A 14,784-nucleotide genomic window follows, 5' to 3' on the forward strand; every position below is an offset into this window, starting at 1 on the left:
GCCGCAGCGGAGGATTTGAGAGATGGTACAGGTTCTGATGCCGGCCCTGTCGCCGACCATGACGGAAGGCAAGCTGGCCAAGTGGCTGAAGAAGGTAGGCGACACCGTGAAGAGCGGTGAAGTGCTGGCCGAGATTGAAACCGACAAGGCCACCATGGAAGTGGAAGCCGTCGATGAGGGTACGCTGACCGAGATCCTGGTGCCCGAGGGTACCGAGAATGTCGCCGTGAACACCCCCATCGCCAGCATCCGTGGTGAGGATGAGGCCGCAGCCCCGGCTGCTGCACCCGCACCCGTCGCCGCTGCACCGGCTCCGGCCCCCGTGGCCGCCGCCCCGGTTTCGGCTGCCCCGGCCCCGAAGGCGGCTCCCGCGGCGTCGGATGAGGATCATTGGTACAAGTCGACGCAGACCATGACGGTGCGCGAGGCCCTGCGTGAGGGTATGGCCGCCGAGATGCGTCGCGACGAAACGGTGCTGCTGATGGGTGAGGAGGTCGCCGAATATCAGGGCGCCTACAAGATCTCCCAGGGCCTTTTGCAGGAATTCGGCGAGAAGCGCATCATTGATACGCCCATCACCGAACATGGCTTTGCCGGTCTGGCCGTTGGTGCGGCCTTCGGTGGTCTGAAGCCCATCGTTGAGTTCATGACCATGAACTTCTCGATGCAGGCCATCGACCACATCATCAATTCGGCTGCCAAGACGCTATACATGTCGGGCGGTCAGATGGGCTGCCCCATCGTGTTCCGTGGCCCCAACGGTGCCGCCGCCCGCGTGGCCGCCCAGCATAGCCAGTGCTATGCCTCCTGGTACGCCCACGTACCGGGCCTGAAGGTTCTGGCGCCTTACAGCGCCGCTGACGCCAAGGGCCTGATGCGTGCCGCCATCCGCGATCCGAACCCGGTCGTGTTCCTGGAGAATGAGATTCTCTATGGTCACAGCTTCGAGGTTCCGACCGATCCCGACTTCATCCTGCCCATCGGCAAGGCGAAGATCGAACGCGCCGGCACCGACGTGACCATTGTCGCCTACTCGATCTGCGTCGGCCATGCCCTGGCCGCCGCCGAGAAGCTGGCCGCCGAGGGGATCAGTGCCGAGGTCATCAATCTGCGCTCCATCCGTCCGCTGGATATCGACACCATCGTCGAGAGCGTGAAGAAGACCAACCGTCTGGTCTCGGTCGAGGAAAGCTGGCCCTTCGCAGGTATCGGTTCCGAAATGGCCGCGGTCATGATGGAACACGCCTTCGACTATCTGGATGCGCCGGTGGTTCGCGTCTGCGCCAAGGATGTGCCGCTGCCCTACGCGGCCAACCTGGAAAAGCTGGCCCTGCCGCAGCCCGACGATGTCGTGGCCGCCGTCAAATCCGTCACCTATCGCAAATAAGGCAAAGGGAGGCTCTTAAGATGCCCGTTGATATCCTGATGCCCGCGCTGTCGCCGACCATGACGGAAGGCAAGCTGGCGAAGTGGGTGAAAAAGGAAGGCGACAAGGTCAAGTCCGGCGACGTGCTGGCCGAGATCGAAACCGACAAGGCCACCATGGAAGTGGAGGCCGTGGACGAGGGTACGCTGGGCAAGATCCTGGTGGCCGAAGGGACCGAGGGCGTGGCGGTGAATACCCGCATCGCCATCATCCTGGAAGATGGGGAGGATGCATCCGCCCTGTCCGGTGCGCCCAAGGCCGCCGCCGCTCCGGCTCCCGCCGCTGCCCCGGCCGCTGCGTCCGCTCCGGCTGCTGCGTCCGCTCCGGCGGTTGCTGCCGCTCCGGCCCCGGTTGCGGCGGCTCCCGCTGCTGTGGCCCACGGTGACCGCGTGTTCGCCAGCCCGCTGGCCCGCCGTATGGCGGCGCAGAGCGGTCTGGACCTGTCGGGCGTCGCCGGCACCGGCCCGCATGGCCGTGTGGTGAAGGCCGACGTGGAGGCCGCCCTGAAGGGTGGCGCGCCGAAGGCCGCCGCTGCACCGACTGCTGCTGCCCCGGTCGCCGCTGCTCCGGTTGCCGCTCCGGCGCCGGTTGCCGCCGCCGCCGCCGCGCCCAAGGGTGTGGATGCCAAGGCCCTCGCTGACAAGCTGGGCATGAAGTACAAGGTCCTGCCCAATAGCGGCATGCGCAAGACCATCGCCAAGCGCCTGACCGAAGCCTGGCAGACCATCCCGCACTTTGGCCTGGCCGTCGATTGCGAGATCGACAATCTGCTGAAGCTGCGCGCCGAACTGAACGCGAAGTCGGGAGAAAAGATCTCCGTCAACGATTTCGTGGTGAAGGCGGTGGCCATTGCCCTGGCCAAGTATCCGGCGGCCAATGTGTCCTGGCACGAGGATGGTATTCTTCAGTATGAGAATGTCGATGTTTCCGTCGCCGTCTCCACCGATGGCGGTCTGATCACCCCCATCGTGAAGAATGCCGACCGCAAGGGCCTGGCTACCATCTCCGCCGAGGTCAAGGAACTCGCGAAGAAGGCCAAGGAAGGCAAGCTGAAGCCGGAGGAGTTCCAGGGCGGCACGTTCAGCGTGTCCAACCTGGGCATGTTCGGCATCAAGAGCTTCACCTCCATCATCAACCCGCCGCAGAGCTGCATCCTGTCGGTCGGTGCGGGTGAGAAGCGCCCCGTGGTCAAGGGTGACGCGCTGGCCATCGCCACCGTCATGTCCCTGACCCTGACCGTTGACCATCGTTCGGTCGATGGTGCCGTGGGTGCGGAGTTCCTGAAGCTTCTGAAGGGCCTGATCGAAGACCCGATCACCCTGATGCTTTAACGTCACCAGAACATTGCCGCAGGCCGTCTTCAGGTCGGTCTGCGGCAGTTTCACCGTGGATGCAGTGGTGGCAGGGACATGAAGGCTGTTCTCAACTACCTTCACTATATCCAGATACCGCTGGCGTGCCTGTTGTTCCTTGTGCTCGGCTCCATCGCCCTGATGCTGTTGTTTGACACGGTCCAGTTGGCTCTTCCGTTGACCGTGACCTTTGTGGGTGTAGGCCATTTTTGTCTTTGGATGATTATGGATATGCTCGTGCCGGTGGTCATCAACGCTGTTCGTGATGCTTGGCGGGGCGGCGGCTGGACAGCCCCATTTCGTGTCTGGGACGCGTTTATGGGTGATAACGGGCTGAAAATATCATTAATCGTGGCTTTCTGTGCGCTATTCGGTCTCGCCCTGCTTTTTGGCCTGACGATCGAGAATGCGAGTAGCGCAGATGGTTTTCCCTATCGCTACCTATTCTTCATCCTACTGCTGATGGTTGGCATTCTGTTGACCCATGGGGGGCTGCATGTCCTGCGGTACAAGGCGGCTAAGCAGTCCGTGGAGAATGGGTAGCCATGATGGCCTTGATCCGAGATGCAACGCCAGCCGACCTATCGACCATATTCCGCTTCGTCCGGGAACTGGCCGAGTACGAGAAACTGGCTGATCAGGTAGTGGCGACTGAGGCCGATTTTGCCAAGGCGTTGTTCGGACCAAATCCCCGGGCCTTAGCCTTGATCATGGAAGTGGACGGGGACCCCGCAGGCTTCGCCCTCTGGTTCTACAATTTCTCCACCTTCTTGGGCCGGCACGGCATCTGGATCGAGGATGTCTACGTTGCTCCGGATTTCCGGGGCCAGGGTTTGGGCGGCATGGTGTTTCGCCATCTGGCCCAACGGGCCGTTGCCGAAGGGCTGGGCCGTCTGGAATGGTGGGTACTGAATTGGAACAAGCCGGCCATCGATTTCTACGCAGGGATCGGGGCCGTGCCGATGGATGAATGGACGGTGCAACGGGTAACTGGCGAAGCCTTGCTTCGTCTGGCCGGGCAAGCACCACAGACAAAGGAAAGCTGACAATCATGGCCGAGAATTTCGACCTCATCGTCATCGGCGCCGGCCCCGGCGGTTACGTGGCCGCCATCCGCGCCGCCCAGTTGGGCATGAAGACCGCCGTGGTGGAGCGTGAGCATCTGGGCGGCATCTGCCTGAACTGGGGCTGCATCCCGACCAAGGCCCTGCTGCGCTCTGCCGAGATCGCGCATTACATTGAGCATTCCCAGGCCTATGGCATCAAGGTCGAGGGCAAGGTGACGCTGGATGTGGAAGCCATCGTCAAGCGCTCGCGCGGCGTGGCGAACCAGCTCTCTGCCGGCGTGAAGGGCCTGCTGAAGAAGAACAAGGTCACCGTCCTGGATGGTTCGGCCAAGTTGCTGGGCCAGGGCAAGGTTGCCGTCACCGCCAAGGATGGCAAGGTGACGGACGCCGCTGCCAAGCACATCATCATCGCCACCGGTGCCCGCGCCCGCGTGCTGCCGGGCCTGGAGCCGGATGGCAAGCTGGTCTGGACCTATAAGGAAGCCATGGTGCCGACGGCCACGCCGAAGAGCATGCTGGTCATCGGCACCGGCGCCATCGGCGTGGAATTTGCCTGTTTCTACAAGGCCATGGGCGTTGACGTGACCCTGGTGGAGGTCGTGGACCGCATCCTGCCGGTAGAAGACGAGGAAATCAGCGCCTTTGCCGCCAAGGCCTTCACCAAGCAGGGTATCAAGATCAAGACCGGTGCCAAGGTCGTGAAGCTGGACCGCCACGCCGACAGCGTGACGGCCCATATTGACGTCGCCGGCAAGGTGGAGACGGTCACGGTTGACCGCATCATCTCCGCCGTCGGCATCGTCGCCAACACCGAAGGGCTGGGCCTGGAAAATACCAAGGTCAAGCTGGACCGGGGTCACATCGTCAATGACGGCTATGGCCGCACCGACGAGCCGGGCGTTTATGCCATCGGCGACGTGGCCGGTGCCCCCTGGCTGGCGCACAAGGCCAGCCATGAAGGCATCATCTGCGTGGAGAAGATTGCGGGCCTGCCGCATGTTCACACCATGGATAAGTCGAACATCCCTGGCTGCACCTATTCCTTCCCGCAGGTCGCCTCCGTCGGTCTGACCGAAGCCAAGGCCAAGGCCGCCGGTTATGAGATCAAGGTGGGCCGCTTCCCCTTCATCGGCAATGGCAAGGCCATCGCGCTGGGTGAGCCGGAGGGCCTGGTCAAAACCGTGTTCGACGCCAAGACTGGCGAGCTGCTGGGCGCCCACATGATCGGCGCGGAAGTGACCGAACTGATCCAGGGCTATACCATCGGCAAGACGGCGGAACTGACGGAAGCAGAGTTCATGCACACCGTCTTCCCGCACCCGACCCTGTCGGAAATGATGCATGAGTCGGTCCTGGCCGCGTATGGTCGGGCCATCCATTACTGATCCGCCTCACGGCTGATCGATGCAACGGCGGGGGAGCGATCCCCCGCCGTTTTGCATTCACGGGGTCCCAAATGCACAAAGGCCCCGCCAGGCGACGGGGCCTTTGCTTTCCCGGCTAACGGGGTGGGGCTGATTAACCCCAGAAGCCGGTATCGGTGGCGCCAGCGGGTGGCGATGTCTGCGCCGTGATGGCCATCAGACTGGAAAGCGGCAGATTGAACAGGCCGATGGCACTGCTGCTGGCTGTCGAAACATTGACGCTGCTGCCGGGCAGGACGTTCAGCACGCTGTCGATCTGGCCGTCGCCGTCCAGATCGATCTCCACATTGGTGCCGCTGATCCGGCCATCATCTTCCGGCAGGGCGATGTTTTCGCCCCCGCTGATGACCGTCACGATCCAGTCCACGGTCTGAAAGAATAGACGGTCGCCCTCCACGGCCCGGAAATCCAGGATCTGGTTGGCCAGATTGATGCGCTGTCCGTTATTCGTCAGGCTGACCCAGGAGCCGACAACATCGTCGGTGATGACGAAATTGTCGGCACCGGCGCCCCCGATGGCAATATCATCGCGGTCCAGGATCAGGGTGTCGTCACCATCGCCACCAACCAGCGTGTCCCGGCCGGCCCCACCGATCAGCGTGTCATTCCCGGCCCTGCCCAGCAGCAGGTCATCACCATCGCCGCCAATCAGCAGATCATGGCCGGCGCCACCGCGCAGCACATCATTGCCCGCACCGCCGATAAGGGTCAGATCAGCCGTCTGGACGATCCGCACCGGTTCGGCTGGTATGATCTGAACCGGCTGATGGATGGGCAGCGGCACGGGTTGCACGATGGCAGAAGCCGTCTCTTCCTTTGCAACTGATTCTGGAGTGCCGCTGTTGATCAGCAGTGGCAGGGGGACCACGTGTGAGCGATCCTTATTCCCGTCATGGGATATGATGCTGACAGGCTGCGTATCGTTGCCAGGGTCGGCCAGCAATGCCAGGGCGGGCAGGGGAGGGGAGATGACATGAGGGTCGTCAGCCATTTCCGTGGCACTTGCCGGTTCGGTGGACAGATAGAAGTCCACGACCATTGCCAGGGCGGCCAGCACCACGACATTCTGCGCCTGACCATAGGAATCCTCGCCACGGCCCGTGGCGCGGGTCAGCAGGCGGCGCAGATCATCGCCTTCGACCAGAAGGTCGCGCGACATTTCATGCACAATGAACTTGCCTGCGATCCGGGCGACATGCACCAGAATGTCGCCTGTCCCCGCGTGATAGATCACGAACCAGGGATCCCCGGCGTCGCTGATGCCGGACGCGGTCTCGATCTCCACATTTTCCGCCGACAATGCATCGGACAGGCGGAACAGCTCGGCCTTTTCCTGGTTTGTCCATTGTCCGGTGCGTGCCACGGCCCGGATGAAACTCAGTACATCCCCCAAGGGTTCCTCCCCCTCTTGACCGCGCGCTTTTAGGCCCGGCCCGTCACATCGCTTGGAAACAGCAGGCGGAAAACATCGGGTTCATAAAAACGCAGCAGCATCTTGGCGAAATCCTGCCGCGGAACGCCGATACAGTCGGCCCATTGCTGAAAATGCTCGGACGGAACGCGGCCATGGCCGCCCTCCACCTGGCTGACGAAGGTGTAGTAGCGATAGCCAACCTGTTCGGCCAACTGCGCCTGTGTGATGCCCGCCGCCTCGCGCCGTGCCGACAGCCATTTGCCGGCCTGCTTGCGCATCTCCTTGGTCTGCTTGGCTTTCGGATTGTCCGCCGGGCGGGTTTTCGTCCGCTGTTCGGGTTCCGTGATCATCACCGCCTCCACGCTCCACTGCCGTCAACGCTGGCACAAGCCTGTTGTATGCGCAAGATTGAATTTCAAATAACATAGTTTCAAAAATGCTTGACTGTAAATTCAAGTTTCAAGATTACTGTACATCGCGACGGCCACTGGCGGGACCTTCCCGCCGATGTGGTGCTTCGCATTCCTCAGGAGAAAAAGAGATGTTTGTTGCTGATAATGCGGGTCTGCCGCCCGCCGGTGAAGTGACCATCACCTCCCTGCCGGTCATCGGCGGTGAGATAAAGATTCTACCGTTCCCCATGCCGGGTGATGATGGTGTGGTCACCATCATGCCGGTTGAAGATGGTCAGATGACGATCCTGCCCTATCCGCTGCCCACGGATGATGGCGTCTTCACCATTCTGCCGTTTCCGATGCCGGGCGATGGCGTTTTCAACATCCTGCCGGTCGATTTCGACTTCAGCGCCGTCAGTTCCATCACCCTGGGTGAGTTCAACTTCGGTGCCCTGGACTGGAACGCGCTGCTGCCGGCAGAGTTCGTGCAGCTGGCCGGCTTCGGCTTCCAGTCTTTCAGCGTTCTGGACGGTGTCGTCAGCCTGACGCTGCTGGACGGGTCGATTTTCGAACTGTCGCTGGGCGCCACGGAGCCAGTGTCGGTGGACGGTATCGAAGGCGGTCGCCTGATGGTCGATCCGTCAACGCTGACCGGCGCCCTGCTGGACGGCTTCAACGCCGGCTGGATCTGATCCGATGGTGCGGCCTGACCTGATGGTCGGTCGCATCATGGGAAGGGTCCGGCCGTCACGACGTCTGATCCACGGATGACGGCCGGGCGGCGGGCCGGGCATATACGACCCATTGGTCAGAATGGGACGAACCCGGCCCGCCGCAACCGGTTGGTATTATTGACTGCCGGCGCGGGCCTTCAACCCCAATAGCCGCTATCGACACCCGGCTCGATACCGGTGATGGTCATATGGTCGGCAGCGTTGAGATCGCCGGTATTGTCCGCGCGGTCATCTGACATGGCGGCCCGCACCCGCAGGATCATGTCGATCACACCGTCGCCGTCCGTATCCAGCTCTATCTCGGTGAAACCGCCATCCCCACCATTGCCGCTGGGCAGCAGGCTGTTGCCAGGGGGGACGAAGCTGGTATGGCCATCGCCGCCGGACGTGATTCCAAAGTCGCCGCCACCGCCAGCACCTTCAGTGCCGCTACCATTCTCCGTCGGAACCGTCGGATGTGCGGGGCCGGTATCGACCATACGGTTGCCGCCATCGCCGTCCTGACCATGATCAATGACGCCCTTGTCGTCACCTCCCTTGATCTCGGGACCTGGGGCGGGGTCCGGCTTCTGTCCGCCGCCTGGCGCCAGGATCTCAACCGATACCTGCCAGCGCCCTGCCGCGAAATTCAGGCTGTCGCCTTCGACCAGCTTGAAATCCTGAATGCTGTTGATGAAAGTCACGGCCTGGCCGGCTTGTTTCAGCGCAACCCAGTTACTGACCAGATTGTCGGTGATGATGAAGCGGTCGGCGCCCGCACCACCTTCCGCGACGTCCTGGCTGTCAACCACCAGCGTATCGTTACCGTCGCCGCCGTTCAGCGTGTCATGGCCATTGCCGCCGACCAATGTGTCGTTGCCAGCGCCACCGACCAGCAGATCATTTCCGTCACCGCCAACCAGCAGGTCGTTGCCGGCCCCTCCAACCAGTATGTCGTTGCCCGCCCCACCGGTCAGCACATCGTCCCCATCCGTCCCGGTCAGCGATACCGGTATAATATCCGGCGACGGGAAGGGTAGGGCGGCCAGATGCGTCCCCCCCCCTGTCCTGGTGGCGGAAGGTTGGCTGGACAGGCTGTCCGTGGTGCCGCGTCCGGCCCGGTCTGCGGCCGTCAGGATCATGCTTTCGCCAACCACGGGCAGGGCGGACCATTGTCCCTGTCCATGCGACCGGTCGGCTGCCGCCTTGTCTGCGGTTGCTGGCTCGGGCGGGGGCAGGTCGATATGGGTATGCACCGCAATGGCGGCCGCCGCCAAAGCCAGCGGCATTTCCGGCTCTTCCTGCGGCGTGGCCTGCGCCTTTTCCGTGTTCAGGAAGAAATCGACGACCAGGGCCAGGGCCGCCAGAACCACCACATTATTGTAGTTGCCGTTCGCTGCCTCTGCCGCTTCCACGCCGGACGTGCGGTTGACCAGACGGCGCAGATCATCGCCTTCCAGCAGCAGATCGCCCGACATGTCATGGACAACAAATTTGCCGGCAATACGCGCGACATGCACCAGCACGTCGCCGGTTTCCGCCTCATACACAATGAACCAGGGGTCGCCGGTGTCGCTGATGCCGGTTGCCGTTTCGATCCCCGCACCATGGGCAGACAGGTCCTCTGCCAGGCGGAAAAGCTCCGCCTTCTCCTGGTTGGTCCAGTAGCCGGTTTGCGTCACGGCCCGTATGAACCGCAGCACGTCGCCCAAATGTGCCCCCCTTGATTAACGGTGCCACTGGCCCCAAGCCCAGACACCCGCCTCAAGCCCTTTGATTCTGTTTACTCTGCAATCGGAAACAGCAGGCGGTGGATTTCCGGTTCATAGTAACCCAGCAGCTTCTTCGCAAACGCCTGCGGGTCCACGCTGATCGCCTGGGCCCACAGTTCGAAATGTTCGGAAGGAACGCGGCCGTGGCCGCCTTCGACCTGACTGACGAAAGTGTAATAACGATAGCCGACATGATCGGCAACCTGCGCCTGGGTCACACCAGCCTTCTCACGCTGTGCGCTGAGCCATCGACCGGCGTCCCGGCGCATCTGCCGGGTCAGTTTCGTCTTTTCACTTTCCTCGCCACGCGGTTTGGCGCGCGGGGTCGCTGCTGCGGCCATAAGCGGATACTCCAGACTTCTTGCCCAGAAAGTCGCATTTCCGCTCCGCAGGGGCAAGCGGCAAAATTTCAAACTCGCTCATTACAAAATCGCTTGACATAAACTCGCTGTTTCAGGATTACTGGACTCGTTCGAGGCCAGAGCATCGCCCCTGTCTTTGGTCCCGGACAAAGCACCCAGGGGGCGGTTCCCTGCCGTCCCCTGGGTCCTTCCGAACCTGATACCGTTGATGCCGTGCCCCATCCAGCATCGACGGCTAAGGCGCCAGCAGTCCGGCTGCCCCAAAACCGGACATGCTGGGTGACGGGCCGGTCGGGGGACCTTATCGCCCCTTGGTCTTCTGTCCGACCCGTCACATTGCCTTCTAAGGGGGCCTCCCCGGGCAGCCACGAAGCCGCCCTGACCAGACCGCGCTAGGTCTTATGCCTTATCCGTATCGGGATATGCATTTCGGGCATAACAGGTTTCAGTTTTGTTTCCGGACTGGCAAAATCAAAAAATGCCGTTTTGCCGAACAAAAACGCATTTGTTTCAATTGTAACCGCCATCTGCTACGGCATTTTCTGCCGAAGTGCCCATTATATAGGCAATTGTAACAATCGTACCGTATCGCCGTAAGATAACTTCTTTGACATCTCAAAGGCTTAGGTTTCCCTAAGGGAAGGGCACGCAAATTGCTTTTTGTCATGCGGATTGTTAGCGCATGACAAAGGCAGACCCCATGGATAACAGCCTGATCGACCTCACCCGCAATGTGCTGGACGTGGCGAGCCAGAAGGTTTCCGCCATTGAAGACATCAACCGCACAACCAAGATGCTCGCCTTCAACGCATTGATCGAGGCGGGGCGCGCGGGCGATGCGGGCCGCGGATTCGCGGTGGTGGCCAATGAAGTGAACTCCATTTCCCGACAGGTCAGCGTCGTGGCCAGTGAGCTGCGCACAGAAATTGGGCAACTCGTGGATCGCATGGCGACCGTGGGCGAGGATCTGATGGTCCGCTTCCGGGGGCAGCGGCTGGCTGATCTGGCCCTGAACATGATCGAGATCATCGATCGCAATCTTTATGAGCGTTCCTGCGATGTGCGCTGGTGGGCAACCGATAAGGCCGTTGTCGATTGCCTGGCTGCGCCGTCGGCAGAGGCAACGTCCTTCGCCTCATCCCGTCTGGGCGTGATCCTGGACAGCTATACGGTTTATCTTGACCTCTGGGTGGCTGACCGAAACGGACGCGTCATTGCCACAGGCCGTCCGCGCCGCTTCCCACAGGCCATCGGCACCAATGTCGCCAATGAGCCCTGGTTCCGGCAGGCGCTGAATACCCGCGACGGATCCGACTTCGCGGTTGTTGATGTCACCACCAATGGTGTTCTGGATGGCCGAACCGTCGCCACATACTCCACCGCCGTGCGCCGCGATGGGGCCGTGGATGGTGAAGTGATCGGCGCCATGGGCATCTTCTTCGACTGGGAACCACAGGCCCGCGCCGTTACCGCCGGCGTGCGTCTGGATCGCAGTGAGGAGGCCAGTACACGGTGTCTGCTGGTCGATGCCTCCGGTCGCATCATCGCGTCCTCTGACGGGCGCGGGCAATTGACCGAAACCTTTCCCCTGGAAACCCAGGGGCGCCCCATGGGCCATTATGTGGACAGGTTCGGGCGGTTGGTCGGTTTCGCCCTGACACCGGGATATGAGACCTATCGTGGCCTTGGTTGGTACGGGGTAATCGTCCAGACAGGTGGCGAGACTGCGCACTGATCCGTCAAATCACGAGCAATGTTTGGGGGGCGCCGGCCATGAGTCGGCGCCCTTTTCCATTTCTTGGCTATTGCGCCCATGCGCGTTGGTATCGTCATTACAAGTCGTTCTGTCCGGCAACCATTTCGCTTGCCCGCTCTGCGTTCATTCAGCCCAAAAAATAGGCCGGTCGTGCCCTTTTCAACATGAAGGCCGGTTCGTGTTGCACTGCAATAGGATTAGACTTTGGTCGGGTGTCGGATAAGTCGCTGTTTCCCTTGGTGGCGATAGAACATATCCGCATAGCGTCCGTACGATTTTGCACTTGCACAATGGATTTCAGGCGCGCATAGTCTGTCTTGCGACACGGCCCTATGCCCTCTGTCGTAACGCACTTCTTGGGCGTTTCCTCCCTAAACTCAGGCCGTGGCATTGCCACGGCCTTTTTTTCTGCCCAGAGTGTAGCGAAATTACCTGTATGGTAGACTGAATGTGAAGCCGCCTAACATGAGTTGGCGGCTTCGTCATGTCAGGCGCTGGCTTTCGCGTATTTCACTGAACAGCCATAGGCACGGGTCGATGTTGTGCTGACGGGTTTGCCCGCCGCGATCTCTGCCAGGGCGGAGCGCACATAATTCTGCGAACCGGGGATGTCGGCCTTGTCGGCTGTCGGCTTGTCATCAATAGCACCGTCATAAAGCAGCGTGCCGTCGGTGCCGATGATGAACATGTGGGGCGTGGTCTTGGCCGCATAGGCGCGACCAATGGCTCCGCTGGGGTCCAGGATGGTGGTGCTGGCGGCCCATTTCTCCGATGCGGCACGTGCCTTGGCGTCCGCCGGGCTGACATGGCCCTGCTCACCAGGGGCTGAGCTGATAATGGTCAGCCAAACTGCACCGGCCTTGGTCGCGTCTGCCTGGATGGCCTGCATATTGCCCGAATCATAATGTTTGCGGACAAAGGGGCAGCCATGGTTGGTCCATTCCAGAACCACCAGCTTGCCCTTGTAATCCGCCAGCGAGACGGCTTTGCCATCGACGCTGGTGCCCGTAAAGGCGGGCGCGGCCTGTCCTACAGCGGGTGCCGCGACGGCGGGCAGCGACAGAAGCGGGGCCACGATCCCCGCACCCGCCACGGCGGCAGTGCTGTTCAGAAATGTACGGCGGGTAAGATGAAGCGACATGGCAGACCTCCCGTTCATGCAAGTCGCCTTCATCTGGTGTCGCATCCCGAAAAGATCAAACCCCATTCGCCCGGAAACTGCATGATTTTCCGGGCGAATGAAGGTTTCCTCAGATCACTTTGCGCAGGGCCGACAGGAAGTCGCCCATGGCCTCTCCCAACTGCTCCGACCTGTGCGAAAGACGTTCCGCCGAGCCTAGCACCTGGGTGGAGGCGGCGCCCGTTTCGGACGCGGCGCGCGTGACCTGTGCGATGCGTTCCGACACAGACCGCGTGCCCACGGCCGCCTGTTCGACATTGCGGGCGATCTCTGCCGTCGCCGCACCCTGTTCATCAACCGCACCGGCGATGTTGACCGTGGTGCCGTTCACATCGGCGATGACCTGGGTGATCTCGTTGATACTATCCACGGCGGATTGGGTGGCCGCCTGGATATCGGCAACCTGGGTCTGGATATCCTCCGTCGCGCGCGCCGTCTGTCCGGCGAGGTTCTTCACCTCCGACGCGACAACGGCAAAGCCCTTGCCCGCCTCTCCCGCCCTTGCTGCCTCGATGGTGGCGTTAAGGGCCAGCAGGTTGGTCTGCGCCGCAATCTCCTGGATAAGGCCCACCACTTCGCCGATGCGGATGGCGGCGGCGGAAAGGGTGGCGACGCGGTCATTGGCGGCGCGGGCCCGGCCCACGGCGGCGTTGGTGATGTCCCGCGACCTGTCCACCTGCTCGGTGATCGACCGGATGGCGGCACTCAGCTCCTCGGCGGCGGCGGCGACCGTCTGCACATTGGAACTGGCCTGTTCGGCGGCGCTTGCAACGGCCATGCTCTCATGGTTGGTGCCTTCCGCCGCATGGGTCATGGTATTGGCGGCGCCCTGCATCTCGCGAGCCGATGCCGACAGATCATCGGCCACAGACTTCACCGTATTCTCGAACGCATCGGCAATGCGGCGGAAGCCTGTGACTTTGTCCGTCATGGCGTTATTGGCGGCATTGATGGCGCGGCTACCCACCAGGAAGGTGCCCAGCATGCCCTTTTCGACCACGCGGCGATGATAGTTCTGGTTGGTGATGGCCTGAAGCGAGGCCGTCGCCTCCCGCACAAAGGCGTCGGCCCGGTCGGTGACATCATTGATCCGGTGCAGCAACTCACCCAGCGGGCCGCCCTCGTTGATGCCGATGACCCGCGCCTCATAATCGCCGCGTGCCAGCCGTTCCAGAACCTGGCCCGCGCCATCCAGCACCCGGTCCACCCGTGCCAGATAATAGAAGCTGGCCAGGGCCGCCAGCAGGGTGATGACCCCGCCACCCATGGCTACCGTATGCCAGCCGAGCGCATTTCCAGCCAGATCGACGACCGATCCGATCAGGACTGCGATACCCGTCAGACGGGCCTTAAAGAGAGAAGATGAGTTGCTCATAGCTCACACCCCGGTCCCGCAGTAGGCCCATCAACATTGCTTCACTGGCCGCCATGCCTTCACGGATGCGGCTATGCTTGGCCTCTTCGGCTAGAAGCTGTGTGTAGAGGGGGCTGATAATGTCGTTGACGATGCGCTGGTCGGCGGTCCGGCGGCTGGAATGATAGCCGATGATGTTGCCGCCGGTGTCGCGTGATGGCGTGACATGGGCGAAGACCCAGTAATGGTCGCCATTCACCGCCCGGTTCAGCACATAGGCGAAAATCTCATTCCCCGCACCCAGCGTGTCCCACAGCAGCTTGAACACGACGCGTGGCATGTCGGGATGGCGGATCAGGTTGTGGGGCTTGCCCAGGGCCTGATCCTCCGACAGGGCGGCCACGCGCAGGAAAGTGCGGTTGGCATAGGTGATGCGCCCGCCCTTGTCGGTCTTGGTGACGATGATCTCGTCATCCTGGAACGGGCGCGCGATACCCGTCAGGCTTGGCCGGGAGCGACCGGGGCCTGTGTCGGCGTCTGTCATGGCGTTTCCATCCTTTTCCATACGA

Annotated in this window: 14 protein-coding genes; 7 read left to right on the forward strand and 7 right to left on the reverse strand. The window is 61.8% G+C overall.

Going from position 1 to position 14,784, the window contains the following annotated elements; genetic code table 11:
* The first annotated feature begins 22 nt into the window (after positions 1 to 22).
* The 5 genes from C0V82_RS02645 to lpdA all read left to right on the forward strand — a co-directional run bounded on the left by C0V82_RS02645 (position 23) and on the right by lpdA (position 5,230).
* Complete coding sequence (locus tag C0V82_RS02645; RefSeq protein ID WP_102111010.1) at positions 23 to 1,387, forward strand: pyruvate dehydrogenase complex E1 component subunit beta; 1,365 nt, start codon at positions 23 to 25, stop codon at positions 1,385 to 1,387.
* A 20-nt stretch (positions 1,388 to 1,407) separates the two neighbouring features.
* Complete coding sequence (locus C0V82_RS02650; protein ID WP_102111011.1) at positions 1,408 to 2,757, forward strand: pyruvate dehydrogenase complex dihydrolipoamide acetyltransferase; 1,350 nt, start codon at positions 1,408 to 1,410, stop codon at positions 2,755 to 2,757.
* Positions 2,758 to 2,835: 78 nt separating this feature from the next.
* Positions 2,836 to 3,321: a hypothetical protein gene (locus C0V82_RS02655; RefSeq protein ID WP_102111012.1), complete on the forward strand. Its 486-nt coding sequence runs from the start codon at positions 2,836 to 2,838 to the stop codon at positions 3,319 to 3,321.
* 2 nt (positions 3,322 to 3,323) lie between these two features.
* Positions 3,324 to 3,824, forward strand: a complete 501-nt coding sequence (locus C0V82_RS02660) for a GNAT family N-acetyltransferase (RefSeq protein WP_102111013.1) — start codon at positions 3,324 to 3,326, stop codon at positions 3,822 to 3,824.
* 5 nt (positions 3,825 to 3,829) lie between these two features.
* Entirely contained in the window at positions 3,830 to 5,230 is a 1,401-nt protein-coding gene (lpdA, locus tag C0V82_RS02665) for a dihydrolipoyl dehydrogenase (RefSeq protein ID WP_102111014.1), read from the forward strand.
* Between the two features lie 133 nt (positions 5,231 to 5,363).
* Here lpdA and C0V82_RS27725 read toward each other — a convergent pair whose 3' ends face one another.
* Both C0V82_RS27725 and C0V82_RS02675 read right to left on the reverse strand, forming a co-directional pair.
* Complete coding sequence (locus C0V82_RS27725; protein ID WP_281262356.1) at positions 5,364 to 6,662, reverse strand: calcium-binding protein; 1,299 nt, start codon at positions 6,660 to 6,662, stop codon at positions 5,364 to 5,366.
* A 29-nt stretch (positions 6,663 to 6,691) separates the two neighbouring features.
* Positions 6,692 to 7,033, reverse strand: a complete 342-nt coding sequence (locus C0V82_RS02675; protein WP_054169645.1) for a helix-turn-helix domain-containing protein — start codon at positions 7,031 to 7,033, stop codon at positions 6,692 to 6,694.
* A gap of 191 nt (positions 7,034 to 7,224) precedes the next feature.
* On the opposite strand from C0V82_RS02675, the gene C0V82_RS02680 reads away from it, so the two are divergent.
* The gene (locus C0V82_RS02680; RefSeq protein WP_102111015.1) at positions 7,225 to 7,770 is read left to right on the forward strand and encodes a hypothetical protein; all 546 of its coding nucleotides are present in this window, start codon (positions 7,225 to 7,227) and stop codon (positions 7,768 to 7,770) included.
* Positions 7,771 to 7,949: 179 nt separating this feature from the next.
* On the opposite strand, the gene C0V82_RS27730 is transcribed toward C0V82_RS02680, so the two are convergent.
* Positions 7,950 to 9,494: a calcium-binding protein gene (locus C0V82_RS27730; RefSeq protein ID WP_281262364.1), complete on the reverse strand. Its 1,545-nt coding sequence runs from the start codon at positions 9,492 to 9,494 to the stop codon at positions 7,950 to 7,952.
* A gap of 80 nt (positions 9,495 to 9,574) precedes the next feature.
* Positions 9,575 to 9,904, reverse strand: coding sequence for a helix-turn-helix domain-containing protein (locus tag C0V82_RS02690; protein WP_245924129.1), 330 nt, complete (start codon positions 9,902 to 9,904; stop codon positions 9,575 to 9,577).
* 703 nt (positions 9,905 to 10,607) lie between these two features.
* Here C0V82_RS02690 and C0V82_RS02695 point away from each other — a divergent pair.
* Positions 10,608 to 11,660, forward strand: a complete 1,053-nt coding sequence (locus C0V82_RS02695; protein ID WP_281262357.1) for a methyl-accepting chemotaxis protein — start codon at positions 10,608 to 10,610, stop codon at positions 11,658 to 11,660.
* A 508-nt stretch (positions 11,661 to 12,168) separates the two neighbouring features.
* Here C0V82_RS02695 and C0V82_RS02700 read toward each other — a convergent pair.
* The 3 genes from C0V82_RS02700 to C0V82_RS02710 form a co-directional block, all read right to left on the reverse strand.
* Positions 12,169 to 12,822, reverse strand: coding sequence for a thioredoxin family protein (locus tag C0V82_RS02700; protein ID WP_102111016.1), 654 nt, complete (start codon positions 12,820 to 12,822; stop codon positions 12,169 to 12,171).
* 109 nt (positions 12,823 to 12,931) lie between these two features.
* Positions 12,932 to 14,236: a methyl-accepting chemotaxis protein gene (locus tag C0V82_RS02705; protein WP_158659697.1), complete on the reverse strand. Its 1,305-nt coding sequence runs from the start codon at positions 14,234 to 14,236 to the stop codon at positions 12,932 to 12,934.
* On the reverse strand, positions 14,211 to 14,759 hold the full coding sequence (locus C0V82_RS02710) for a PAS domain-containing protein (protein WP_102113186.1): 549 nt from the start codon (positions 14,757 to 14,759) through the stop codon (positions 14,211 to 14,213). The genes C0V82_RS02705 and C0V82_RS02710 overlap by 26 nt, the downstream gene beginning before the upstream one ends.
* Positions 14,760 to 14,784 lie beyond the last annotated feature (25 nt).

The sequence above is a fragment of the Niveispirillum cyanobacteriorum genome (assembly GCF_002868735.1).
Lineage (GTDB): Bacteria > Pseudomonadota > Alphaproteobacteria > Azospirillales > Azospirillaceae > Niveispirillum > Niveispirillum cyanobacteriorum.